At 72.1% G+C, this 24,272-nt stretch carries 19 protein-coding genes; 10 read left to right on the top strand and 9 right to left on the bottom strand.

Features of this window, described 5'->3' with window-relative positions; translation table 11 throughout:
* Positions 1 to 135 precede the first annotated feature (135 nt).
* A complete protein-coding gene (locus HFV08_RS08270; RefSeq protein ID WP_168537395.1) occupies positions 136 to 1,461 on the top strand; it encodes a hypothetical protein in 1,326 nt (441 codons plus the stop codon).
* A gap of 208 nt (positions 1,462 to 1,669) precedes the next feature.
* On the opposite strand, the gene HFV08_RS08265 is transcribed toward HFV08_RS08270, so the two are convergent.
* Complete coding sequence (locus HFV08_RS08265; RefSeq protein ID WP_168537393.1) at positions 1,670 to 2,173, bottom strand: GNAT family N-acetyltransferase; 504 nt, start codon at positions 2,171 to 2,173, stop codon at positions 1,670 to 1,672.
* A gap of 65 nt (positions 2,174 to 2,238) precedes the next feature.
* Between HFV08_RS08265 and HFV08_RS08260 the strand changes: the two genes are divergently transcribed.
* Entirely contained in the window at positions 2,239 to 2,922 is a 684-nt protein-coding gene (locus HFV08_RS08260) for a hypothetical protein (protein ID WP_168537391.1), read from the top strand.
* Between the two features lie 110 nt (positions 2,923 to 3,032).
* Here HFV08_RS08260 and dapA read toward each other — a convergent pair whose 3' ends face one another.
* Positions 3,033 to 4,043: a 4-hydroxy-tetrahydrodipicolinate synthase gene (dapA, locus tag HFV08_RS08255; protein ID WP_210430026.1), complete on the bottom strand. Its 1,011-nt coding sequence runs from the start codon at positions 4,041 to 4,043 to the stop codon at positions 3,033 to 3,035.
* Positions 4,044 to 4,246: 203 nt separating this feature from the next.
* Between dapA and HFV08_RS08250 the strand changes: the two genes are divergently transcribed.
* Positions 4,247 to 5,203: an SRPBCC family protein gene (locus HFV08_RS08250; RefSeq protein ID WP_168537387.1), complete on the top strand. Its 957-nt coding sequence runs from the start codon at positions 4,247 to 4,249 to the stop codon at positions 5,201 to 5,203.
* Between the two features lie 122 nt (positions 5,204 to 5,325).
* Here HFV08_RS08250 and HFV08_RS08245 read toward each other — a convergent pair whose 3' ends face one another.
* The gene (locus tag HFV08_RS08245) at positions 5,326 to 7,161 is read right to left on the bottom strand and encodes a DUF8508 domain-containing protein (RefSeq protein ID WP_168537385.1); all 1,836 of its coding nucleotides are present in this window, start codon (positions 7,159 to 7,161) and stop codon (positions 5,326 to 5,328) included.
* Positions 7,162 to 7,498: 337 nt separating this feature from the next.
* On the opposite strand from HFV08_RS08245, the gene HFV08_RS08240 reads away from it, so the two are divergent.
* The 3 genes from HFV08_RS08240 to HFV08_RS08230 all read left to right on the top strand — a co-directional run bounded on the left by HFV08_RS08240 (position 7,499) and on the right by HFV08_RS08230 (position 13,007).
* Positions 7,499 to 8,947 (top strand): hypothetical protein, encoded by a 1,449-nt coding sequence (locus HFV08_RS08240; RefSeq protein ID WP_168537383.1) that lies wholly within the window; start codon positions 7,499 to 7,501, stop codon positions 8,945 to 8,947.
* Between the two features lie 331 nt (positions 8,948 to 9,278).
* Positions 9,279 to 10,772 (top strand): alkaline phosphatase PhoX, encoded by a 1,494-nt coding sequence (locus HFV08_RS08235; protein WP_168537381.1) that lies wholly within the window; start codon positions 9,279 to 9,281, stop codon positions 10,770 to 10,772.
* A 651-nt stretch (positions 10,773 to 11,423) separates the two neighbouring features.
* A complete protein-coding gene (locus HFV08_RS08230) occupies positions 11,424 to 13,007 on the top strand; it encodes a TROVE domain-containing protein (protein ID WP_168537379.1) in 1,584 nt (527 codons plus the stop codon).
* A gap of 103 nt (positions 13,008 to 13,110) precedes the next feature.
* Here the strand turns inward: HFV08_RS08230 and HFV08_RS08225 are convergent, their stop codons facing one another.
* Together HFV08_RS08225 and HFV08_RS08220 are read right to left on the bottom strand one after the other, a co-directional pair.
* A complete protein-coding gene (locus HFV08_RS08225) occupies positions 13,111 to 14,373 on the bottom strand; it encodes a TerD family protein (protein ID WP_168537895.1) in 1,263 nt (420 codons plus the stop codon).
* Positions 14,374 to 14,418: 45 nt separating this feature from the next.
* Positions 14,419 to 15,675 carry an MFS transporter gene (locus tag HFV08_RS08220; RefSeq protein ID WP_168537377.1) on the bottom strand — a complete coding sequence of 419 codons (1,257 nt, stop codon included), beginning with the start codon at positions 15,673 to 15,675 and terminating at the stop codon, positions 14,419 to 14,421.
* A 430-nt stretch (positions 15,676 to 16,105) separates the two neighbouring features.
* Here HFV08_RS08220 and HFV08_RS08215 point away from each other — a divergent pair, with 430 nt between their 5' ends.
* A complete protein-coding gene (locus tag HFV08_RS08215) occupies positions 16,106 to 16,693 on the top strand; it encodes a TIGR03086 family metal-binding protein (protein WP_168537375.1) in 588 nt (195 codons plus the stop codon).
* A 201-nt stretch (positions 16,694 to 16,894) separates the two neighbouring features.
* The gene (locus HFV08_RS08210; RefSeq protein WP_168537373.1) at positions 16,895 to 18,346 is read left to right on the top strand and encodes an NCS2 family permease; all 1,452 of its coding nucleotides are present in this window, start codon (positions 16,895 to 16,897) and stop codon (positions 18,344 to 18,346) included.
* A 140-nt stretch (positions 18,347 to 18,486) separates the two neighbouring features.
* Here the strand turns inward: HFV08_RS08210 and HFV08_RS08205 are convergent, their stop codons facing one another.
* Together HFV08_RS08205 and HFV08_RS08200 are read right to left on the bottom strand one after the other, a co-directional pair.
* Positions 18,487 to 18,963, bottom strand: coding sequence for a GNAT family N-acetyltransferase (locus HFV08_RS08205; RefSeq protein ID WP_168537371.1), 477 nt, complete (start codon positions 18,961 to 18,963; stop codon positions 18,487 to 18,489).
* A 104-nt stretch (positions 18,964 to 19,067) separates the two neighbouring features.
* Positions 19,068 to 20,501, bottom strand: coding sequence for an MFS transporter (locus HFV08_RS08200; RefSeq protein ID WP_246341604.1), 1,434 nt, complete (start codon positions 20,499 to 20,501; stop codon positions 19,068 to 19,070).
* 214 nt (positions 20,502 to 20,715) lie between these two features.
* Between HFV08_RS08200 and HFV08_RS08195 the strand changes: the two genes are divergently transcribed.
* Both HFV08_RS08195 and HFV08_RS08190 read left to right on the top strand, forming a co-directional pair.
* Entirely contained in the window at positions 20,716 to 21,675 is a 960-nt protein-coding gene (locus tag HFV08_RS08195) for a GlxA family transcriptional regulator (protein WP_168537369.1), read from the top strand.
* A 125-nt stretch (positions 21,676 to 21,800) separates the two neighbouring features.
* Complete coding sequence (locus HFV08_RS08190; RefSeq protein WP_168537367.1) at positions 21,801 to 22,892, top strand: aminotransferase class V-fold PLP-dependent enzyme; 1,092 nt, start codon at positions 21,801 to 21,803, stop codon at positions 22,890 to 22,892.
* A 61-nt stretch (positions 22,893 to 22,953) separates the two neighbouring features.
* Here HFV08_RS08190 and thpD read toward each other — a convergent pair whose 3' ends face one another.
* Together thpD and HFV08_RS08180 are read right to left on the bottom strand one after the other, a co-directional pair.
* Complete coding sequence (gene thpD / locus HFV08_RS08185; RefSeq protein ID WP_040254674.1) at positions 22,954 to 23,850, bottom strand: ectoine hydroxylase; 897 nt, start codon at positions 23,848 to 23,850, stop codon at positions 22,954 to 22,956.
* 3 nt (positions 23,851 to 23,853) lie between these two features.
* Positions 23,854 to 24,252 (bottom strand): ectoine synthase, encoded by a 399-nt coding sequence (locus HFV08_RS08180; protein ID WP_168537365.1) that lies wholly within the window; start codon positions 24,250 to 24,252, stop codon positions 23,854 to 23,856.
* Positions 24,253 to 24,272: the final 20 nt, after the last annotated feature.

The following is a 24,272-nucleotide window of genomic DNA, read 5'->3' as shown; positions in this document are numbered from 1 at the left end:
GACCTCGACTAGCTCTGATCGGGAGCTGAAGGAGTGTGATGGATACGCCACTGCTGTTGTGGCGCTCCTGCGTATGATGCGTGCGGCGGTTAAAGTGGTTGGACCGCCTTAACGTTCTGCGTCTCAGGGGGGAAAGTGAGCAAGGAAGTCTTTCGGGCCAATGACGTATTCGGGATCACGCGCGATCTTCCGTTGAACTATGTCACGAGGCCTGCTGTAGATGATGAGTTGGTTGCCGCGTTGACTCGGGACCAGCATCTGGTCATCTATGGGAGTTCTAAACAAGGCAAGACTTCCGTTCGTAAGTACCACTTGAAGGATGACGAATACATTGTCGCCACTTGTTCGAACAGGTGGAACCTTGGGCAGCTAAATTCGACCATCCTCAAGCAGGCCGGTTACACGGTCGTTCAAACGGAGACTCGAGCGGCTAGTGGGCATTACAAAATCCAGGCCAGCGCCAAGCTTTCAGCAAAGCTGTTCGGCAAAGGTGTTGAAGGTCAGCTCGGCGGGGAGGGCGGTCGTGAGAACACGACCGAGGTGACTACGGCTCCACTTGAGCTAGACCCCTTCGATGTCAATGATGTGATCTGGGCGTTGAAGGAAATCGGATTCGAGAAGTGGATCGTCCTTGAAGACTTTCATTATCTGCCTGAGGAGACTCAGAAGGACTTTGCGGTTGCCCTAAAGGCGTTCCACGAGAGCTCCAATTTTACCTTCATCATTGTTGGTGTTTGGTTGCAGGAGAATCGCCTGGTGCAATTTAACGGCGACCTGAGCGGCCGAATCACCACGATCAATGCCGATAAGTGGCTTCGCCCGGAGTTGGAAGCGGCCATAGATCTCGGCGAGGAGAAGCTTGGCATTACGTTTGACGCCGCTTTTCGTAATGTCTTGCTGAATAGCTGTTACGACAGCATTTACGTCGTTCAGGAATCCTGCTTGCAGGCCTGCATTAAGAATGGCGTTCACGAAACGCAAAGGCCGACGCGATCGGTGGCTGTAGGTGAGTCCGCAAACGGAATCATCAAAGAAGTCGTTGATAAGCAGTCAGCGAGGTTCAGTGACTTCCTGACCAACTTTGCCGCTGGCTTCGGGCAGACTGATCTAGAGATGTATCGCTGGCTGCTTGTTCCGCTTATTGGGGCCTCTACTGAGGCACTGGAAGACGGGCTGCAGTACCGCCATATTCGTCGGGCGCTTTCGCGAGTCCACCCGCGGGGTTCGTCGCTCAATGCCGGGAACGTGACCCAGGCGCTGAAGGGAGTGGCGAGTCTCCAGGTGCAGCAGGGGGTAAAACCTCTAGTACTTGACTACGACCAATCGCTCAAGCGACTGAACATTGTCGATCGAAGCTTCCTTATCTGGCTAGTTCAGCAAGACAAAGAAGATCTTGTGGACATGATTGATGTTCCGATGAATGTCCTTCAGTCTTTGGATGCAGAGGAAGAGGAAGAGTGACCTGTCTGAGCCTCCAGGCGTAAGCGCCGACCGCCCCAGCCGCAGAGGGTGTCTCCTCACAACTGAGCGGGAGCGGCTGGGACTTGCGGCCGGCCGAGCGATCCTCGCCCTGAATTGATGCCGGGCTGCGGGCAGTTGTGCGTGCCCGTAATCGGCGAGTGCCCTTCCATGGCCCCGATGGTGGCCTTGGGAGGGCGCTTCCGTGCCTTCACGGCAACGAGCGTGTCAGCCAGGCCACTTCGCCGCTGTCCTCCGTGGAGAGGTGATCCCGCCCGAAGCCGAGTTTTTCGAGGACGCGGAACGAGGGGGTGTTCCAGGTGCCGACGGTTGCCCACAGGCGTCTGCGGCCGGTCGCTCTCGCGGCGTCGAGGACCGCTTCGGCCGCCTCGGTGGCGTAGCCGCGGCCGTGTGCGCGCCGGAACAGCTCGTACGCGATCTCGGGTTCCTCCAGGGTGGAGCGGCCGATGGTCAGTCCGCAGTAGCCGATGAAGTCGCCTTCCTCGCGGCGCTGGAGGGGCAGGAGGGCGATGCCCGTGGTGGCCGTCGCGGTGAGCTGCTTCGCGATGAGGGATCGGGTGTGCTCGACCGTGGGTGTTCCCTTGCCGCGTTCGGAGTGCAGGGCGCGGAGTTCGGCGGCGTCCGATTCGCCCCATGGGCGCAGGAGCAGCCGCTCGGTCCTCAGGTGGAACGGCATCGTCTGGTACGGGGGCATGCCCCCACTCTGCCCTGCGGAAGTCTGGGGAGGGTGAGGGAGGCAAGCCCCGCGACAATGACCCCGTGAACGACACCGTCGCCGTTGCCCTGATCACCTCCTTGTCCACGCTTGCCGCGGCGGGGCTCGCCGCGCTGGTCGCCGCGCGGAGCACGGCCCGGCAGTTGCGGTACCAGGCCGCGCTTGCCCGGGAAGAGCGGGCCGAGCAGCGGGAGTCGGGGCGCCGGGAGGTGTGTGCGGCGGCCTGTGAGCGGTTTCTCGCGCAGGCGGATGCCGCCTACCGGGTGCTGGACGAGGGTTGGGCGGCGCGGCCGTTCCGGGAGCCGTTGCCGTGGCAGGACGGGTTCGCGGCGCGGCGGGCGCTGGACGAGGCGTATGTGCGGGTGCAGTTGACCGCGCCGGAGGCGGTGGTACGGGCGGGGCGGGCGGTGGTCCAGGGGATCGCCGCGGAGTTCCGTACGCATGGACGGATCGTCGGGGAGGCCGTCGGGGGAGGCGGTGGCGTCGGGGCCGGTGCGGAGGGCGAGGGTGACCGGGGCGTGTCAGCGCTCAGTTTCTCGGAGCCCAGTGCCTCGGGGCTCAGTGCCTCGGAGTCCGACCCCGCTGCTCGTTCCCGGGCCTTGCGCGAGCGGTTCGCGGGGACGGAGCGGTTTGTCGCTGCGGTGCGGGTGGCTCTGGGAGTGGGGGAGGAGGCAGCCCCGGTTACCGGGTCGGTGGTCGGGGAAGGGGCGGGCGAGCCCGGAGTGTGAGGAGGGTGGAGGGCGGCGCGGAGAGAGCCCCCAGGCTGGGAGCCTGCCCTCTCAGGCCGGGGGCCTGCCCTTCGGGTAGGGGAGTGGGCCGTCTCGGGAGCGGAGGAGCGTCAGGCTGTGGGCTCCGGGGTGGGGTTCGGGGCGGGCTCGTGTGTGGGTGTGTCGGCGGGTGTCAACTTCTCGTAGGCGCGGAGCAGTTCGGCCGTGACCGCGGGGTCCGCGGGGAGCAGGGGTGCGCGGGGTGGGCCCCCGGGCAGCCCCAGCGCGTCGAGGAGGGCCTTAGCCGTGACGGTGCCCGGCAGGCCGCCCGCCATCATCAGGCTGATCAGGGGGAGGACGGCGCGCTGGGCCGCGGCCGCGGTCGTGGTGTCGCCGTGGTCGAAGGCGTCGAGGACGGCGCGGAGTCGGCGCGGGGCGGCGTTGGCGACCGTGGAGACGTAGCCCGCGCCGCCCACCGCGTACAGCGGGAGTACGAACTCCTCGCAGCCGGTGTAGTAGGCCAGCTCGGTCTCGGCCATCACGAGTTGGGAGCCGAGGAGGTCGTAGGCGCAGTCCTTCACCGCCCTGATCCGGGGGTGTCCGGCGAGGCGGAGCAGGGTCTCCGGCGCGATGCGGGTGCCGGTGCGGCCGGGGATGTCGTACAGCATCAGGGGGAGACCGGTGGCGTCCGCGACCTGGCGGAAGTGCGCCTCGACGGCCTCCTGCGGCGGGCGGCTGTAGTACGGGGACACCACCAACAGGCCGTCCGCGCCCGCCTGTTCGGCCTCCTGGGCGAGGCGCACGGTGTGCCGGGTGTCCGCGCTCCCGACGCCCGCGAGGACCGGCGCCCTGCCTTCGACCGCCTCGCTCACCGCACGTACCAGCCGGGTCTTCTCCTCGTCCGTGGTGGTCGGCGACTCGCCGGTGGTGCCGGAGAGGACGAGTCCCTCGCAGCCCTCGTCGAGGAGGTGGCGCGCGAGCCGCTGTGCTCCGGGGAGGTCGAGGGCGCCGTCCGGTGTGAAGGGCGTGACCATCGCGCAGAGGGCGCGGCCGAAGGGGGCGGTGGTGCGGACGGCCGGGGCCGTGGCGGGTGCGAGAGAGGCCCTGGGGGAAGTCGGGCCGGAGGCGATCGGGGAGGTCATACGGGGAGTCTCGGCCGCCCCTGCGTGAAGCTCCACTTAATTCTTCTACCCAAGCCTCCGGAGCAGTGCTAAAGGGTAGTAGACGGGCTCCTCTTCCCTCCGGCGGTCCTGCTCACCCGGGCGAGAAGAGGGTAGAGGGGACGGATGGACCCAGGGGGCGGCGTCACCGTGGTCGGGGCGCCGAATGCGGAGGAGCAGATGCCATGTCCGAGCCCGAGCACCGGAGATTCGAGATACGCCGCTCCTTCGCCGTGGACGCCACCCCGGAACAGGTCTGGGCCGCGCTCACCGAGGGCGGCGCGGGCTGGCTGCGGCCCTTTGCGTACGAGCCCCGGGCGGGCGGTGCCGCGCCCTGCGGCGGAACGGTGGTGACCTGGGATCCACCCCGGCAACTCACCTGCACCACCGGGGGATTGGGACCCTGGGACTCGGGATCCTGGGCGTCGGGATCCGGGGATCCGGGATCCTGGGATTCCCGGTCCGGGGATTCGGGCTCCCGGGATTCCCGGTCCGAGGACTCCGGCTCCCGGGACCCCCGGCCCCCGGATCCCCGCACCCCGCCGGTGCCGCCCCCCGGCAGGCTGGACCACTGCATAGAGGCGCGGGACGGAGGCCGCCGCTCCTGCGTGTGGTACGTCCACACCGGCCGGCTCGCCGTGGCGCCGCCCCGGCGGAACGTGCTCATCGGCACCCCCGGCATCACCGCCGGCACTCCTGACGAACAGCTGGAATCCCTGGCCAGGCGTACCGACTTCGCCCTGCACACCCTGCGCGAGTACCTGGTCCACTTCCCCGGGCGACCCGCCACCTTCACGGCCCTGCCGGCGCCCCGGCGTGCCGCGCGAACCCCCGTCGACCCGGCCGCCCCCGCCCCGGGCACCCTGGCCCGGATGGTGCGGGCGCTCGGGCTTCCGGAGGACGCGGCCCAGGGCGCGCGGGTGCGGGCGACCGGGCCGGAGGGGCAGGAGCTGGACGCCCTGGTCGACTTCCGCGATCCGTACTTCCTCGGGCTGCGCACCGACGAGGCCCTGTACCGCTTCTGCGGCAGTGACCACCCGGGCGGCCCGGCCGGGCTCACCGTGCACGACTTCGCGCCGGGCGCGGACGCCAAGGGCACCGAACTCGCCTGGCGGAACTGGTTCTCCCAGCTCTTCGGCTGAGGGCGGTGCCGCCGCGCTCCTGGCCGCGTACCGCCGCCCCGCCGCGCTCCCCGGCCGGGGACCGCCGCCTTGCCGGGGAAGTGCGGAAGCGGGCCCGCCCCCAAGGGGAGCGGGCCCCGAACTCACGGCCGGAACCGCAGCACCTGCGGGTCGTGGTCGCTGTTCTGGTCCGCGAACTCGGCGTTGATGTGCACGCTGTCGTAGCCGAAGCCGTCCTTGCGGATCTTCGGGCTGACCAGGATCTGGTCGAGGACCTGGCTGTTGCCCTGGTAGTCGTAGCTGTAACGCTCGTTCCGGGGCAGGGACTTGATCGCGGAGTAGAGGGCGCGGCCGTCCTCCAGGTGCGCGGTCGTACCGGAGAACTCGAAGTCGTTGATGTCGCCGAGGGCGATCACCCGGGCGTCCTTCTGGACGGCGAGGAGTTCCTTCACGAAGGAGTTGACCTCGTCCGCCTGCTGGTGGCGCTGCTTCTCCGAGACGCGGGCCGGCGGCTGGAACTGCGAGTGCAGCGCCTGGTCGCCGCCCTTGGAGGAGAAGTGGTTGGCGAGCACGAAGACGGTACGGCCGCGGAAGACGAACTCCCCGGCCAGCGGCTTGCGGCTGTCCTTCCAGGCCTCCGCGGAGGGGCTGACACGGCCGGGGGAGGCGCTGAGCGCGGCCTTCCCGTGCTCGCGGACCACCTCGGTCGCGGAGGTCGCGGTGCCGCCGGGGCGGTCGGTGAAGGAGACCCGCCCGGGGTTGAAGAGGAAGACCTGGCGGATGTTGCCGCCGGGCTCGCCGCCGTCCGCCTTGTCGGCGGGGTCGATGCCGCGCCACTCGTAGCGCGGGCCGCCCTTGGCCTCGATGGCCGCGGTGAACTTCCGTACGGTCTCCTCGGCGGAGACCGTGCCGTCGTCCTTCGCGCCGCTGTTGTCCTGGATCTCCTCCAGGGTCACGATGTCCGGCGAGGCCAGGTGCTCGACCACGCCCTCCGCGAGCCGGTCGAACTTCTCCTGGGGGTCGGCCGGGTCGAGGTTCTCGACGTTGTACGTGGCCACCGCCAGCTCGCGGTCCTTCTGCGGGCGGGTGCGCTCGCGCTCCAGGCCCTTGTCCTGGACGGTGCCGAGGGTGCGGGCGGTGAGCGTGTAGCCGCCGAACTGGCTGTAGTCCAGGGGGCCTTCGGTGCGTCCCCGCAGGCTGTCGCCGACGTTCGCGGTGGGGAAGGGCTGCTCGGCGGCCGGGACCAGGGACTGGATCTGGAGGCGGCCGGTGTTCTGCGCCGCGTAGCCGTTGTAGAGGGCGCCGCCGCGGGCCGTGGGGCGCTCGTGCGGCTTCACGGTGACCCACAGCTCGGCGTAGGCGTCGGTGGCGGTGACCACCCGGGAGGTGCCGATGCGGACGTTCATGCCCTCCAGGGACTCGTAGCGGTCCAGGGCGTAGCGGTCCGGGCGCAGCGGCAGGTCGTTGACCGAGCCCTCGGCGGAGTCCTCGCCCCGGGGCGCGTAGCGGTCGGGCAGGCTGCGCGCGTCGAGCACGGCGGCCTTCGGCAGCGGGTTGCCGGAGGAGTCCACAGTCACGGTGGGCTTGCTGATCTGGGTGAGCGACTGGTTGCCGCTCTCGGCGCCGCCGGGCACGTACTCGGTGACGGTGCCGCTGACCCGTACCGCGTCGCCGGTGGCGACCTTCGGCGCGGAGCCGGTGAAGACGAAGATGCCCTCGCTGGTGGCCGGGTCGCGGTCGGCCCGCGGATCCTGGAACCAGAAGCCCTTCGAGGAGCCGTAGGCGCGGACGCCGGTGACGATGCCCGGCACCTCGGTGACCTGCTTGCCCGCGAGCGGGGAGAGCCGGGTGGCGCCCTGGATGTCGTGGACGCGCACCTCGTCGGCCGAGGCGGGCGAGGAGAGCGCCACGGCGCCCGCGGCGGTGCTGACGGCGGCGACGGTGAGTGCGGCGAGGCGCCACGAGGTCTTGCTGGGCACGGGAATCCCTCCGGGGACGGAGATCGGGACGGAGATGAACGACTAATACGGACGGAGACGAATACGGGACGGGAGGGCGGATGGACGGGACGCGGGACGGCCGGGGAGCGGGCTCTGTCCGGGGCCCGCGGCCGTGGCCGCGTCCGTGGCCACAGGCGTGACCGTGACCGGCGTTCGATTTCTACGCGCGTCAATCTCGTGCGCATGTACACCAGTTGTCAAGGTTTCCCGGATGTACGGCGATCGAAGCTCCCGTGAAGCGGGCGGCCTGGGAGAAAAGGCCGTCGCGGGCGTCTAGGCTGATCTGTCGACACGTCATCCGGAGGAGAACCGTCCGATGCCAGATAGCTCCCCCCTGCCGCCGGTGCGGCTGCGCCCCGCAGCGGAACTCGCCCGGGACGCGCTCGCGACCCCGCTGCTCTCCCGCGCGGCGCGGCTGGCGCGGTGGGCGGACGGGACCACCCGGGTGGGAGCGGGCGGCGAGCTCATCGACGAGCAACTTCCCGCGGCGGCCGAGGAGTTGGGCTTCAGCGCGGCTGCGGACCCGGACGGCGACGGCCCCGTGCACGCCGCCGAGGCCTGGCGCATCGCGCTGGACTGCGGACTGGTGGAGATCGCCGACGAGGAGGAGGGCACCGTCACCGCCGGGGACGCCCTCGCGAGCCTCGCCTCCGGCTCCCCCGACGACGTACTGCACCTCTGGCTGACCGCCCTGGAGGCCACCCTCGCCGACGCCTCGGTGCCCGCCCTGGAGGACCTCGCGGGCTCGGTCGGCGAGGACGGCACCCTCGACCTGGGCAGCCTGGACTGGGACCCGGAGTCGGAGGCCGACTTCCTGGACGGGGTGCTCGGCAACCTCTATCTGATGACCGTCGGCGAGGAGGGGCCCGCCGAGGAGAGCGCCGTACCGCTGCCCGTGCTCGCCGCCTCGATGCTGGTGCCCGAGGGCATGGAGCAGCCCAGCGACGAGATCCTCGAAGAGGTCTCCGAGGCGATGGTCCGCCTGGACGAGCAGTTCCAGCTGATCGAGCCCATCGGCCTGGTGGAGTTCCAGCCGGTCGACGAGGCGCTCCTGGCGGAGGACGACGGCGAGGAACTCCCCGCCCAGGTCGACGAGTCCGACATCTCCCGGTACGGCATGGTCCGGCTGACCCCGCTCGGGCTGTACGGGATGCGGACCCGCCTCGCCGAGGCCGGGATCGCCGCGCCGCTCGTCGGTGACCTCGCGGACAAGGGCGCGGACGCCCTCCTCACGGGCACCTCCGGGTATCCGCAGGCCGCCGCGCAGAGCGAGATCGAGCAGTGGCTCGGGCGGCGCGAGACCCTCGGTGCGGCGCGTGAGCTGCTCGCGGCGGCGCGCGGGGGCGACGAGGGCGCACCGCTGCGACGGCTGCGCTGCCAGCAGGCGCTCTCGCTGGTCGACGACTCGGCCGAACCAGCGCTGCGCGAGGTGCTGGGCGACCCCGAGCTGGGCGGCCTGGCCCGTGTCTGGCTCGCCGAGCACGGAGCCGCGGACGTGCCGCCGCCCTCCGAGTCGATGATCTTCTGGCTGACCGTGGACACCCTGGCCGCGCAGCTCGACGCCGAGGGGAACTCCCCCGAACTGCGCTCCCTGGTGGAGGGCCTGGCCCAGCAGCACAGCGGCTTCTTCGACACCGTCTGGCGGGTCGACCACCCGGACACGGCGAAGGTCCTGGAGGCCATGGGGCGTCTGCACCCCGACAAGAGGGTCGCCAAGGAGGCCCGCAAGGCCGCCTTCAAGGCGCGCTCGCAGAAGGGGATCTGAGGCCGGTCGTCGCGGCGCGCCCGGAAGGGGCTGCGGCGGCCTTCGTGGTGCCCTGCCGGCAGGGGATCTGCGGCGGGCCGGACGGCTCGTCTCGCGGGTACGGGTGGGGAGCGCCGCGGCCCTCGGTCCTTCGGCGTGTGCCCGGAGTCCGGCCGGCCGATCCACTCCCTTCCGCCGCCGTTCAGCTCCCGTCCATGTGCGGGCGCCAGCCTGGGGCCGAAGCCGGCCGAAGCCCGGCCGCCCGCGAGGCACCGGTCGTCGGTTGCTGATCGCCGGTTGCCGTTGCGGCCGTCAGCCGCAGGTCACAGGCCCCAGGTCACAGGGAGTATGCATGCCGCTCACCCGCAGGGACTTCGGCCGGCGTTCGGCGCGGGCCGGTGCCGGAGTCGCGCTCACCGGTGCCGTCGGCGTCCTCGCCACCGCGCCGGGCGCCCTCGCCGCGCAGGACACCGAGGTCTCCGGAACCGGCGAGGAGCACGGCGGGTACGGCCACGGCGGACCCGGCCACCACGGCGTCGGCTACGGCCCGCTGCTCGACGACCCCGAGGGGCTGCTCGCGCTCCCGGCCGGGTTCTCGTACCAGGTGCTGGCCAGGGCGGGGCAGACCCGCCTGGAGAGCGGCGAGTTCACGCCCTCGAACCAGGACGGCACCGCCGCCTTCGCGGGCCGCCGGGGCGCCACCCTGCTGGTCACCAACCACGAGCTGAAGGGCCCGCGCGCCGACTGGCCGCACCCCGTCCCGCTCACCGAGGGCCTGGTCTACGATCCCGCCGCCGCGGGCGGCTGCACCGTACTGGAGGTGCGGCCGCACGGGGAGACGGCCGAGTGGGTCGGCATCGCGGGCACCTCCACCAACTGCGCGGGCGGCAGCACCCCTTGGGGCACCTGGCTCACCTGCGAGGAGACCGAGGACCGGGCCGGCCAGAACGGCATGACCAAGGACCACGGCTACGTCTTCGAGGTCGACCCCGAGGACGGCCGGGCCAACCGCGGCCCCGAGCCGCTCAAGGCGCTCGGCCGCTACGCCCACGAGGCCGTGGTCGTCGACGGCCGCCGCGGGCACTTCTATCTCACCGAGGACGCCGACAACCCCAACGGGCTGCTCTACCGCTGGAGTCCGCCGGGCGGCTTCCGGCACGGCCGCGGCATGCTGGCCCGGCTCGCGGACGAGGCGGGCGTGCTCCAGGCCTTCAAGTGCTTCGACTCGGGCGGTCGCTTCGTCGACGATCTGTCCCGGGCCACCCGGATCGGCACCGTCTACGGAGTGGACTGGATCGACGTCCCCGACCGCGACGCCCGCGAGGTCTCGGTGCGCAAGCAGTTCGGGGCGGGCGAGGTGACCCGCGCCCGCAAGCTCGAAGGCATGTGGTGGGGCGACGGCGGTGTCCACCTGGTCTCCTCCTACGCCCGTGAGGAGAGCCCCCGCCGCCACGACGGGCAGGTCTGGTTCTACCACCCGGGCCGCCGCACCCTCACCCTGAAGGTGCTGCTCGGCGCGGACCCGGTCCGGGGAGCGGAGCACGGGGCCCCGGGCGGCGAGGAGCGCTTCGACGGGCCGGACAACATCACCGTGTCCCCGTACGGCGGACTGGTCGTCGCCGAGGACGGCGAGGGCGTCCAGCACCTGTTCGGCGCCACCGAGAGCGGGCGCACCTATCCGCTCGCCCGCAACCAGCTCAACAACGGCACCGAGGACGAACCCGAGTACAGCGAGTTCACCGGGGTGACCTTCTCGCCGGACGGGCGCACCCTCTTCGCCAACATCCAGACCCCCGGCATCATGCTCGCCATCACCGGCCCCTGGAAGCGCCTGCCCCGCGGCTGAGCCGCTCCGGCATGGCACCCCGCCGCCCCCGGATCCTCCGGCGGGCGGCGGCCGCGTCCTGCCGTACGGTCCGGGACTCCCGTCGTCAATGGCCGGTCGTAAAACCCTTCGCCCGTGCGCAGTTCGCCTTCTAGAGTTCTACTCGTCCAGGTGCGAAGGCGGGACCTACTTCCACTCCTCATGGGGAGGTCGCAGGTTCGAATCCTGCCACCGGCACTCCATGCCGGTGTAGCTCAGGGGCAGAGCACCATCGTCGGTCCAGCCGGCCTTGATCTCTGGACAACTGAATGCATGCGCCTCCCGGTGCGTGGGCCGCGGTTACTTCTCTCTCCAGGAAACCGACCGCGGCCGGGTTGAACTCGGGAGGTACACACGGGGGTGTCCGGTGCGCAGGCAGCGGATACTTCGGGATCACGAGGTTGCGGGTTCGAGTCCCGTCATCGCTTCGGGCGGTGTAGCTCAATTCGGCAGAGCACGCGATTATGTTCCGCGGCCGACCACGAACTCGGACACTTCCGTGTGTGCTTTCCCCCGTGCTTCTCCTTCTCCTGCTTCCTCTTCTTCTCCCTCTTCTTCGTTCGTTTTCCCGATGTCGTGTTCTCCGGCATCCTTCCTCGGCTTGTCCATCGCTCAGAATTCGGGGGAATTCTCATGGCGCGCTTCAACACCCGTTTCCGGAAGGCCGCCCGCGGCCTCTCGCCGGTCCGTTCGGCCGGCCCTGCCCGTACCCATGAGGGCGGCAAGGGGCAGCGGCGGGACGCGCGCGGCGAGCTCTTCCTGCTCGCGGTCGCCAACTTCGTCTCCCAGCGCACCTTCTACGAGGACGGCGCCGACCGGGACGACCGGTTCGCCGCCCTGGTACGGCAGTTGGCGGTCGAGGACCCGGAGTGGACCGCGGGCCTGCTCGGCTGGCTGCGCGGACCCGGCGGGCTGCGCACCGCCTCGCTGGTGGGCGCCGCCGAGTACGTCCGCGCCCGCCTGGACGCGGGGCTGACCGAGGGTCCCACCGGGCGGCAGGTCGTCGCCTCGGTGCTCCGGCGCCCCGACGAGCCCGGCGAGCTGCTCGGCTACTGGACCTCGCGGTACGGCCGCGCGCTGCCCAAGCCCGTGAAGCGGGGCGTCGCCGATGCCATACGGCGCATGTACACCTCCCGGGCGCTGCTGAAGTACGACACCGCCGCCAAGGGCTACCGCTTCGGCGACATCCTCAACCTGGTGCACGCGGCGCCGGATCCGGACAAGCCCGGGCAGGGCGCGCTCTTCCAGTACGCCCTGGACCGGCGCCACCACCCCGAGACCGCCCTGCCGCCCGCCGCGGACCGGATGCTCACCGCGCACCGGGCGCTGATGGCGCTGCCGGTGGAGCGGCGGCGGGCCGTGGTGACCGCCCCGGACGCGGCCGAGCGGCTCGCGGAGGCGGGGATCACCTGGGAGGCGCTGGCCGGCTGGCTCCAGGGGCCGATGGACCGGGCCGCCTGGGAGGCCGTGATCCCCTCCATGGGGGCGATGGCGCTGGTGCGCAATCTGCGCAACTTCGACGAGGCGGGGGTCTCGGACGAGGTGGCCGCGCGGGTCGCGGCGACGATCGCGGACCCCGAGCAGGTCGCGCGCTCGCGGCAGTTCCCGTTCCGCTATCTCGCCGCCTACCGGCACGCGCCCTCGCTGCGCTGGTCGTACCCGCTGGAGCAGGCCCTCGGGCACTCGTTGGCGAACGTGCCCGCGCTGCCCGGGCGGACGCTGGTGCTGGTCGACCGGTCGGGTTCGATGTTCTACTCCCGCCTCTCGGAGCGCTCCGAGCTGAACCGGGCGGACGCGGCGGCGGTCTTCGGCTCGGCGCTCGCGCTGCGGGCGGCCGGGGCGGACCTCGTCGAGTTCGGCACGAGCAGCGCGCCGGTGCGCTTTCGCAAGGGGGAGTCGGTGCTGAAGGTGCTCGGGCGCTTCGGCGACCTGGGCGGCACCGACACGACCGGAGCGGTGCGCCGCCACTACCGAGGGCACGACCGGGTCCTGATCGTCACCGACGAGCAGGCCGCCCACCACGGCGCCGGGGATCCGGCCGCCCAGGTGCCGGCCCAGGTCCCGGTCTACACCTGGAACCTGGCCGGTTACCGCACCGGGCACGGGCCCGCCGGGCGGCCGGGACGCCACACCTTCGGCGGGCTGAGCGACGCGGCCTTCCGGATGGTGCCGCTCCTGGAGGCCGGGCGGGACGCCGACTGGCCGTGGTGCGACTGACAGGTGCGGAGCCGGGGCCTTGGCCCGGTGAACAGCGCGGCGCCGGACGGGTGTCCGGCGCCGCGTGCCGCCTGCGGGGTTTGCTGCTCGGAGTGCCCGCGGCTCAGAGTGCCTGGGCCGCGGGCTTCACCATGCCGCGTACCGTACGGGACTTGACGAAGTTGCCCATCGCGGTCATCTCCCACTCGCCGGAGAACTGGCGGATGAGCTTGCACATCATCACGCCGGTCTGCGGCTCGGCGCCGGTCAGGTCGAAGCGGACCAGCTCCTCGCCGGTCGCCGCGTCGAGCAGGCGGCAGTAGGCCTTGGCGACATCGGTGAACTTCTGCCCGGAGAAGGAGTTGACCGTGAAGACCAGGCCGGTGGCCTCCTGCGGCAGGCGGCCGAGGTCGACCACGATCACCTCGTCGTCACCCGCGCCCTCACCGGTCAGATTGTCGCCGGAGTGCTTGATGGAGCCGTTGAGGATGGACAGCTTGCCGAAGTAGCAGCTGTCCAGGTGGTTGCGCTGCGGGCCGTAGGCGATGACCGAGGCGTCCAGGTCGATGTCCTTGCCGCGGAAGGCGGGCTCCCAGCCGAGGCCCATCTTGACCTGGGAGAGCAGCGGACGGCCGCCCTTGACCAGCGAGACCGACTGGTTCTTCTGCAGGCTGACCCGGCCCTTGTCCAGGCTGATCTTCCCGGCGCCCGGCGCCCCCGCGGGAGGCGCGGCCGGGGCGGCGGGCGCAGCGGCCCCCACCGGGGGAGCGGACGGCGGTCCCGCCGGAGGCGCGGACGGGGGCCCGGCCGGAGGAGCGGACGGCGGTGCCGAGGGCGGCGCGGGTGCGGCCATCGGGGCGGCCGGGGGCGCGGACTGCGGGGCGGGGGCCGGTTCGTCGGCGACGCTCACACCGAAGTCGGTGGCGATTCCGGCGAGGCCGTTCGCATAGCCCTGGCCCACGGCGCGGACCTTCCAGGCGCCGTTGCGCCGGTAGATCTCCATCACGACGAGCGCGGTCTCGGTGCCGAGGCCCGGCGGGGTGAAGCTCGCCAGCGCCGCGCCGGTGGCGGGGTCGCGGACGGTGGCCGTCGGCTCGATGCCCTGGAAGCTCTGGCCCGCCGCGTCGGGGCTGGCCGTCACGACGATCTTCTCGATGCCCGGCGGCACCGCGGCGGTGTCCACGGTGACCGAGTCGGGGCCCGCGCCGTTCCCGCTGCGGTAGGTGACACCGGGGCCGGAGGGCTGGTTGTAGAAGATGAAGTCGTCGTCGGAGCGCACCTTGCCGTCGCCGGTGAGCAGCAGGCCCGAGACGTCCAGCCGCACCGGGGCGGCGACCTCGACCGCCACCGTCGGGACGGGCAGGGGGATGTTCGAACCGGGGGTCATAGCTGTCATGCCAGGAGTAACGAGCGACCCCGCTTTACCGTTCCCTTACCCGGGGGAGATGTTTTCCGGCCGTCCCGGACCCCGCCGCTCCCCGCTCCCGCCGGTCCGCGAACCCGCTTTGCTACGGGCGAGCGCCCCCGCGCAGAGCAGGCCCGCGGCCCCCGCCAGGCCGAGCAGCAGCCGGTGGTCGGCCACGGCGACCAGGCCCGAACCGAGGCCGAGGGCGAGCGCGTTCGGGACGAAGACCACGGTGCTCGCGGTGGCGGCGACCCGGCCGAGGAGCGCGGGCGGCGTCCCCCGCTGGACGGCGGTGAACGCGGCGATCAGTACGCAGGGCAGGCCCGCCCCGATCAGCAGGCTGCACCCCACGGCGAGCGGGGCGTACGGCAGCGCGCGCAGGGCCACCGCGACCGCGAAGACGCCGATGCCGAGGACGGCCAGCCCGCGCTCCCCGCAGCGGCGCAGCAGGGCGCCCGAGGCGAGCCCGCACAGGACCGAACCGGCGCCCTGGGCCGCGTAGAGGATTCCGGCGAAGGCGGCGGGGCGGCCGAGTCCGCGGTCCACGACGGCGAAGAGCAGCGCGCCGTTCAGTCCGGCGAGTCCGAGGGTGGCGCCCGCGGCGAGGACGAGCGGGCGCAGGGCCGCCGTGTGCCAGAGGTGGCGGGCGCCCGCGAGGGTCCCGGCGAGGCGGTCCCCGGTGCGCGGCGGCGGGCTCTCCCGTACCCGGAGCAGCAGGACCAGCCAGGCGGTGAGCAGGAAGCTCGCGGCGTCCAGGAGGGCGACCGCGCGGATGCCGGAGGCGGTGTAGAGGGCGGCCCCGGCGAGCGGGGCGAGCAGTTTGGTGCCCTCGCCCGCGGCCGTCCGCAGTCCGTTCATCGCACCGAGGAGCGCGCCGTCCAGGGCGGTGGCCACCAGCGCCGTCTCGGCCGCGTCCAGCACCGCGCCGAGGGCGCCGTACAGGAAGAGCACGCCCAGTACGTACCAGAGGCGGGAGCCCGCGAGGCAGAGGGAGGCGACGAGGGGCGCGAGGGCCAGATTGCCCGCGAGGAGCAGGGGCCGGCGCCGGTGGCGGTCGGCGAGGGTGCCGAGCAGCGGGCCCGCGAGCTGCGGTGCCCACAGGGCGAAGGCGCACAGCGCGGCCAGGCTGTCCGAGCCGGTGCGGTCCTTCACCCAGATCCCGGCCGTCAGCCAGAGGGCGGTGGAGCCGAAGCCCGAGACCAGGACGGTGGCGAGGCAGAGCCTGGCGTTGCGGTCGGCGAGCACCGGCCGGAGAGTGCCCCTGAGGGCGTTCGTGGTGTCCACGGAAGTGATCCTGCGCGGCGGGACACCGCCCGGGCATCGGGCACCTGCCGTATCCCCGGACGCCCCGGCCACCTCAGAGGCGGCGACGGGAGACCGGCCCGGCGGCGCGGCGATGAGTTCCGGCGGCGGGCGCGGTCTACCTCTGTACGGGCGCCGGGCGCTCCCGGGCTGTCGAGCGCGGGCGCATCCGAGACCGCTCACTCACCCGCAACCGCACCCGAGGCCCATCCCCGACAAGAGAAATCAAGAGAGAACCCACAGGTCACAAACCACAGCCCACAACCGACAAGTCGCGACCCACAACTCACAATCAGCGACTCACAACCCACGACCCGCAACTCACAACCCACGACCCACGACCCGCAACTCACAACCCACGACCCACGACCCACAACTCAGAACCCACAACTCACCACCAGGGAGAAGCACCATGGCCGACATCCTCGATCTGGGTCCGCAGACCAAGGAGGTGCTGCGCCTCGCGGAGGGGGTGCGGGAGGAGCAGTTCGCTCAGCCGACGCCCTGCCCGGACTACACGGTGCGGCAGTTGCTCGGGCACCTCGTGGAGTTGACCGGTGCCTTCGCCGACGCGGGCCGCAAGAACCTCGGTCCCGGACTCGACGTCTCCCCGGACTCGCGGACGCCCGAGCTGCGCGAGGACTGGCGCACCGCTCTGCCGCGCCTCTTCGCCGAACTGGCCGAGGCCTGGCGGGAGCCCGCCGCGTACCAGGGGATGACCAGGGCCGGCGGTGTCGACCTGCCCGGCGAGGTGGCCGCCCTGGTGGTCGCCGACGAACTCCTCGTGCACGGCTGGGATCTGGCCCGCGCCACCGGTCAGGAGTACGCGCCGGACCCGGCCGCGCTGCGGGCCGCGCACGGCTTCCTCGCCCAGGCCGCCGAGGAGAGCGAACGCCCGCCGATCTTCGGGCCGGTGGTCGAGGTGCCCGCCGGGGCGCCGCTGCTCGACCGGACGATCGGGCTGAGCGGCCGCGAGCCGGAGTGGAGCCCGCGAAGCTGACCACCGCGACCGCTTCCCGGGGGTCACGCGGGCGGATTGGCGCGTGACCCCTGGACGTTCCCGGTGGCCGGGGCCACGCTGGGCGCCCGATTCCGTAACACGCCGCACACCTGCCGGGGCCTCGCGCGCGGCACAATCCGGCCGCAGACGGAATCCGTCCGTCCCCGAGCGGGCCCGCGGGCCCCGGAGCGAGGAGCGCGCATGGCCAGGAGCAGCAGCCCGGTGAGAGACAGCGGTACCCGGCCCGGGGGCGCGGGCGGCCTCGACCGCTTCTTCCACATCAGCGCCCGCGGCTCCTCCCTCGGCCGGGAGGCCCGCGGCGGCCTCGCCACCTTCTTCACGATGGCGTACATCCTCGTCCTCAACCCGATCATCCTCAGCGGCGCGAAGGACAAGTACGGCCACCAGCTCGACGCCGCCGAACTGGCCACCGCCACCGCCCTGGTGGCCGCCGTGATGACGGTGATCATGGGGGTCGGCGGCAATCTGCCGCTGGCGCTCGCCGCCGGGCTCGGCCTGAACGTCGTGGTCGCCTACCAGATCGCGCCGATGATGAGCTGGTCCGACGCGATGGGCCTGGTGGTCCTGGAGGGGCTGCTGATCTGCCTGCTCGTGGTCACCGGGCTGCGCGAGGCGGTGATGCACGCGATACCGCAGCCGCTGAAGGTGGCGATCAGCGTGGGCATCGGCCTGTTCATCGCCTTCATCGGCTTCGTCGACGCGGGCTTCGTCACCCGTATCCCGGACGCCGCCGAGACCACCGTGCCGGTACAGCTCGGCGGCAGCGGCGAACTCAGCGGCTGGCCCGCCCTGGTCTTCTGCCTCGGGGTGCTGCTCACGGTCAGCCTGCTGGTGCGCCGGGTCAAGGGGGCCATCCTGCTGAGCATCGTGGTGATGACCGCCCTCGCCGTGCTCGTCAACGAGGTCGCCACGGTGGACAACTGGGGCCTCACCCGGCCCACCGTCCCCTCGGACGTGGTCGCCGCCCCCGACTTCGGACTGCTCGGCGACTTCAGCCTCTTCGGGGCCTTCGGCGAGGCGGGCGCGCTCACCGTGGTGCTGCTGCTCTTCACCCTGGTCCTCTCGGACTTCTTCGACACCATGGGCACCGTCGTCGCCATCAGCACCGAGGCGGGCCTGGTGGACCAGGACGGCCGGGTGCCGAACCTCGGCCGGGTGCTGCTCATCGACGGCGCCGCGGCGGTGGCGGGCGGCGCGGCCTCGGCCTCCTCCAGCACCTCGTACATCGAGTCGGCGGCGGGCGTCGGCGAGGGGGCGCGCACCGGCTTCGCCAACCTGGTCACCGGCGGCATGTTCGGCCTCGCGCTCTTCCTGACGCCGCTGCTGACCATCGTGCCGATGCAGGCCGCCGCGCCCGCGCTGATCGCCGTGGGCTTCCTGATGATGGCGCAGGTCGGCCGGATCGACTGGCAGCAGCCGGAGATCGCCGTGCCCGCCTTCCTGACCATCGCCGTGATGCCCTTCACCTACTCGATCACCAATGGCATCGGCGCCGGTTTCGTCTCCTTCGTGGTGCTCAAGACCGTGCTCGGCAAGGCCCGTTCGGTGCACTGGCTGCTCTGGGCGACCGCCGCGCTCTTCGTCGTCTACTTCGCCATCGACCCGGTCAAGCAGGTCCTCGGCGTCGACTGAACCCGGGCGCGGCCGACTCGGGCGTACGGGAGCCGGGCGGGGCTGACCGCGGGTCGGTTCCGCCCGGTGGGCCCGGCGCGGTGGTCGTCGGGGCGCTGTCGACCCCGGTTCCACCGCCCGGGCGTCCTTGGGCCCACCGCCTAGGCGTCCAGCCGCAGCACGACCTCCTCGGTCTCCTCGCCCCGGCCGTGCGCGAAGCCCCGGTCCCGGCCGACGAGACGGAATCCGCACTTCTCCAGGACCCGCCGCGAGCCCGCGTTGTCCGCCGCCGCGCGGGCCCGCAGCGGCCGTTCGGACACCTCGCCGAGCAGGGCGCGCAGCGCGGCCGTCGCCACCCCGCGTCCCCAGTAGTACCGGTCGATCCAGTACGTCACCTCGCGCTCCTGAGGCGGGCCGTAGACCGCGACGCTGCCGACCACGTCCCCGTCGAGCAGCACCGTGCGCAGCACGTCGCTCGACGGGACCGCCCGTATCCGCGCCCAGTGCGCGTCGAAGCGGTCGCGGTCCGCGTACTCCTCGGGGCCGAAGGCGGCCATCCGCACCGACTCGGGGTCGGTCCGCTGCCGGAAGAAGACCGGCAGGTCACTGTCGTGCACCGGGCGCAGGGCGACGTCCATCGAGCCTCCGTGGGGCGGGTGTGAGCCCGAAGACGGGCGTACGGATACGGATGTGGAGCGGCTACCGGGCGCCGCGTCCTGCGAGCCCGGCTTGCTGCGGAAGCCTAGGCGCTGGCACTGACAACGCCCGCCTCCCGGTGGGCGGCCCGGCCCCGCGGCAGCCGCCAGGTGGCCGCCGCCGTCAGGGCGAGCAGCGCGGCTGCGGCCAGCAGTCCGGTGTGCAGGCCCGAGGTGAAGTCCGCGCCGGTGGTGGTGCCCCCGGCGCCGCCGCCCTCGACGAGCGAGCCGATCCCGGCGATGCCGAGGCCGCCCGCCACCTGCCGGGCGGAGTTCAGCACCCCGGCGGCGAGCCCCGCGCGCTCGGCGGGCACCGCGTCCATCATGGCGGCGGTCAGCGGCGGGATGGTGAGCGCGCAGCCGAGGGCCAGCGGGACCAGGGCGAGCGCGAGCAGTCCGCCGGGGGTGTCCGCGCCGACCAGCAGGAGCAGGAGCAGCCCGGCCACCGCGAGGAGCTGGCCCGCCAGCATCGGCGGGCGCGGGCCGAGGCGTCCGGCGAGCCGCCCGGAGAGCAGGTTCACCGCCGAGATCAGGCCCGTCATCGGCAGGAACATCAGGCCCGCGTAGAGCGCCGAGTGCCCTTGCACCCGCTGGAAGAAGAGGGCGAAGACGAAGACCGCCCCGTAGAAGGCCACGCTGCACGCGGCTCCGGCGGCGACCGCGATGGCGGCCGTGCGGTCGCGGAAGAGGGTGAGCGGGACGGCGGGGTGCGGGTGGCGCGACTCCACCAGGAGGAAGGCGGCGAAGGCCGCGGCCGCGAGGGCGAGCGCGAGCAGTCCGGTGCCGCCCCGCTCGATGACGGCGAAGGTCAGCGCGGTCAGGGCGAGGACGGCGAGCAGCTGCCCGGGCAGGTCCACCGGGGCGGGCCGCCGCCTCGCCGCCGGGGCCCGGCGCAGGAGCAGCAGGACGAGGGCGCCCACGGGCAGGTTGAGCAGGAACAGGGCGCGCCAGTCCCAGAAGGTGGTGAGCGCGCCGCCCGCGACCGGACCGAGTGCCACCGCGACCGAGCCGCCCGCCGCCCAGAGCGCCACCGCGCGGGCCCGCCGGGCGGGGTCCGGATAGGCGCCCCGGACCAGGGCGAGCGAGGCGGGCAGCACCACGGCCGCGCCGACGCCCTGCACCACGCGGGCGGCGAGCAGCACCGGCAGGGCCGGGGCCGCGCCGCAGGCGGCGGAGGCGAGGGTGAACAGGGCGACCCCGAGGGCGAAGGCCCGGGTGGCGCCCGCCCGGTCGGCGAAGGCGCCGGTGGAGAGCATCAGGGCGGCGAAGGGGAGCGTATAGCCGTCGACCACCCACTGGAGTCCGGCCATTCCGCCGCCGAGCCGGTCGCCGATGGCGGGCAGCGCGACGGTGACGACGGTGGCGTCGAGGGTGATCAGGCCGAAGCCGAGGAGGGCGGCGAGCAGGGTGCCGCCGGGGGAGAGGGGGCGGGGGCGCGGCGGGGCGCCGGGGACGGGCCGTGCGGTGGTCTTCGCGGACATGCCCTCAGGTTCGCCGGGCGCGGCCCCGTACAGTAGTGGCCTGAATGCCATGGCTCCGGAGGTTCTGGCCATCATGACGCATCCGACCGACGCCCCCGTCCCTACGGCCGCCGAGCCGGGGTCGCCCGTGCCGGGCGGGCCGCCGTCCGCCGGGCCGCGGGAGGGCGGGCGGCAACCGCACCGGGTCGCGGTCGTCGCCCCGGCCCCGCTGTCCATGTTCAATCTGGCGATCCCCGAACTCCTCTTCTCCAAGGTCGACTTGGCGGGCCGGCCGGGCTACGAGGTCACGATCTGCACGCCCGAGCCGGGCCCGGTGCCGACCACCGGCGGGCTCGCCCTGCACGTGGACCGCGGCCTCGACGAGCTGGCGCGGGCCGACACCGTGCTGGTCGCGGGCACCGGCGACCGCTACGAGCCCGATCCGCGTGCCGTACGGGCCGTCCGCGCGGCCGCCGCGGCGGGGCTGCGGGTCGCCTCGCTGTGCAGCGGCGCCTTCCTCCTGGCCGAGGCCGGGCTGCTCGACGGGCGCAGCGCCACCACCTACTGGCAGCTCGCGGCCGAGCTGCGCGGCCGCCATCCCGCGCTCGATCTCAAGGGCGACGTCCTTTATGTCGAGGACGGCCGGATCCTGACCGCCTCCGGGTACGCGGCGGGCATCGACCTGTGCCTGCACATGATCCGCTCCGACTACGGCGCCGCCGTCGCCAACGAGGTCGCCCGGCTCGCCCTGGTGGCCCCCGTACGTCCCGGCGGCCAGACCCAGTTCACCCAGACCCCGCTGCCGCCCGAGCGGGGCACCGCCTGTGCCGACACCCGCGGCTGGGCGATGCGGCGCCTCGACGAGCCGCTCACCCTGGCCGACCTGGCGCGGCACGCGGGCGTCTCGGTGCGCACCCTCACCCGCCGCTTCCACGCGGAGAGCGGGGTCAGCCCCCTCCAGTGGCTGCTGCACCAGCGCGTCGAACGGGCCAAGGAACTCCTGGAGACCACCACGCTCGGCATGGACCGCATCGCCGGGGCCTGCGGACTCGGCACCGCGGACTCGCTCCGCACCCATCTGGTCCGCCGCACCGGCCTGACCCCGAGCGCCTACCGCGCGCAGTTCAGCAGGATGGCGGCGGCCACCGGACAGGCGGAGGAGAGCGGCAGGGCCGGTCGGCCCGCGCGGGTCTGACGCACACGGGGGCGGACGGGACGAACGCGGGACGCGAGGCGGACCCGCCCGCGATCAGGGCCGCGTAACCCCAGCTCAGCGCCCACTCATAAGGACTGCTTGGAGATACCCCGCAATTCCGGGCAATGGACTTCAGGTCGGCCGGGGCGCAGAGTGGCCCCATGGAGAATCTGGCAGGCAGCCTCGCAGGCGAGCAGTTCGCCCCCCGGTCCACCTACCTCAACACCGCGAGTGCGGGACTCCTCCCGGCCCGGAGTGTCGCCGCGCTGCACGAGGCGGCGCAGTCCGTCGCCGAGGGCGCCCCCCTCGACATGTTCGCCGACGTGGAGGCCGCGCGGGCGGGCTACGCGCGGCTGGCCCAAGTGCCGGTGGAGCGCGTGGCGGCCGGTTCCTCGGTCGCCACCTATGTCGGACTCATCGCCACCTCGCTTCCGTCCGGCGCCGAAGTCCTCACCGCCGAGGGAGACTTCGCCTCCGCGGTGAACCCCTTCCACGTACGCGCCGATCTGAAAGTCCGTACCGTCCCGCTGGAGCGGATCGCCGAGTCCGTGCGGCCCGGCACCGCGCTGGTGGCGGTCAGCGCCGTGCAGTCGGCCGACGGGCGCGTCGCCGACCTGGCGGCGATCCGCTCGGCCGCCGCCGCGCACGGCGCCCGTACCTGCATCGATGTCTCGCAGGCGCTCGGCTGGCTCGACTTCGACGCCGGGCAGTACGACTTCACGGTGGACGTGGCCTACAAGTGGCTGCTCTCGCCGCGCGGCGTCGGCTTCCTGACCGTGCCGGAGGACCTCGGCGGGCTGAGCCCCGTCTTCGCGGGCTGGGTGGCGGGGGAGAGCCCCTTCGACAGCTGCTACGGGCCGGTCACCGAATTCGCCCGCTCGGCACGGCGGTTCGACGAGAGCCCGAGCCTGCTCTCCTTCACCGCGGCCCGGCACGCCCTCGACCTCGTCGAGGAGATCGGGCTCCCGGCCATCCGGGCGCACGATCTCGCCCTCGCCGACCGCTTCCGCGCCGGGCTCGACCGGATCGGCCGGGAGCCGGTGCCCGCGCCCGGCTCGGCGATCGTCTCGGTGCCGGGGCTCGGCGGCCTCCAGCCCGCGTTCCAGGAAGCCGGGGTCTCCGTCTCGGACCGGGCCGGCAATCTGCGGGCCGCCTTCCACCTGTACAACTCCGCGGCCGATGTGGACCGGCTCCTCGACCTGCTGGCCGCCGCCTGAGCATCGCGCACGCCGAAGGGCCCGGTCCCCCGAGGGGAGCCGGGCCCTTCCGCGGCCGTGCTCAGCGCACGGGCGTGAAGTCCCGTGCCCCGATGAACTCCGGACGCCGCACCGGCGCCGCGAAGGGTTCCACCGCCTTGTTCTCCACGCTGTTGAAGACGAGGAAGAAGTTGCTGCGCGGGTACGGGGTGATGTTGTCCCCCGAGCCGTGCATGGCGTTGCAGTCGAACCAGGTCGCCGAGCCGGCCTTGCCGGTGAACAGCCGGATGCCGTGCTGGTCGGCGAACTTCGTCAGGGCCTCGTCCGAGGGCGTGCCCGCGTCCTGCATCTGCAGGGACTTCTTGTAGTTGTCCTTCGGGGTGGCGCCCTCACAGCCGAGGAAGGTCTTGTGCGACCCCGGCATGATCATGAGACCGCCGTTGGTGTCGTAGTTCTCGGTGAGCGCGATGGACACCGAGACCGTGCGCATGTTCGGCAGGCCGTCCTCGGCGTGCCAGGTCTCGAAGTCCGAGTGCCAGTAGAAGCCGGTGGCACCGAAGCCGGGCTTGACGTTGATCCGGGACTGGTGGACGTACACGTCCGAGCCCAGGATCTGCCGCGCCCGGCCGACGACGCGCTCGTCGGCGACGAGTTTCGCGAAGACCTCGCTGATGCGGTGCACCTCGAAGACCGTGCGGATCTCCGCCGACTTCGGCTCCACGATGGAGCGCTCGTCGGCTTTGATCTGCGGGTCCGTGACCAGGCGCTCCAGCTCGGCGTGGTACTCCGCGACCTCGTCAGCCGTGATCAGCTGCTCGATCGGGAGGAAACCGTCACGCTCATAAGCCTGAAGCTCGGAGGCGGGGATCGGGCCCGGGGCGCCAGGCGCACTCCAGACGACCGGGTCCATGCGCGGCAGAGCCACCTCGGTGGCGCCACGGCTCGGGTAGAGGTCGTTGATCTCCGGTGTGACGGTCATTGTTCAGCCCTCCTCAGTCAGCAGCGGGTAGACACCGTTCTCATCATGGTCCTCCCGTCCTGTCACGGGAGGGTTGAAGACGCACACACACCGGAAATCCGTCTTGGGACGCATGGTGTGGCGCTCATGACCGTCGAGGAGGTACATGGTCCCGGGCTTGATCCAGTGCTTCTCGCCGGTCTCCTCGTTGGTGAGCTCCGCCTCACCCTCCACGCACAGTACGGCCTCGATGTGGTTCGCATACCACATCGATGTCTCCGTACCCGCGTACAGGATCGTCTCATGCAGGGAGAAACCGACTTTCTCCTTGGCGAGGACGATGCGCTTGCTCTCCCATGTGCCCGACTTGCTCTTCACATGGCGGTCGGTGCCTTCGATCTCCTGGAACGATCGGACGATCACAGTCTGTTGACGCCTTTCTT

The sequence above is a fragment of the Streptomyces physcomitrii genome (assembly GCF_012273655.1).
In the GTDB taxonomy this organism is placed as follows: Bacteria; Actinomycetota; Actinomycetes; order Streptomycetales; family Streptomycetaceae; genus Streptomyces; species Streptomyces physcomitrii.
Note: the sequence above shows the minus strand (reverse complement) of the source record. Positions and strands in the feature narration are given on the sequence as shown.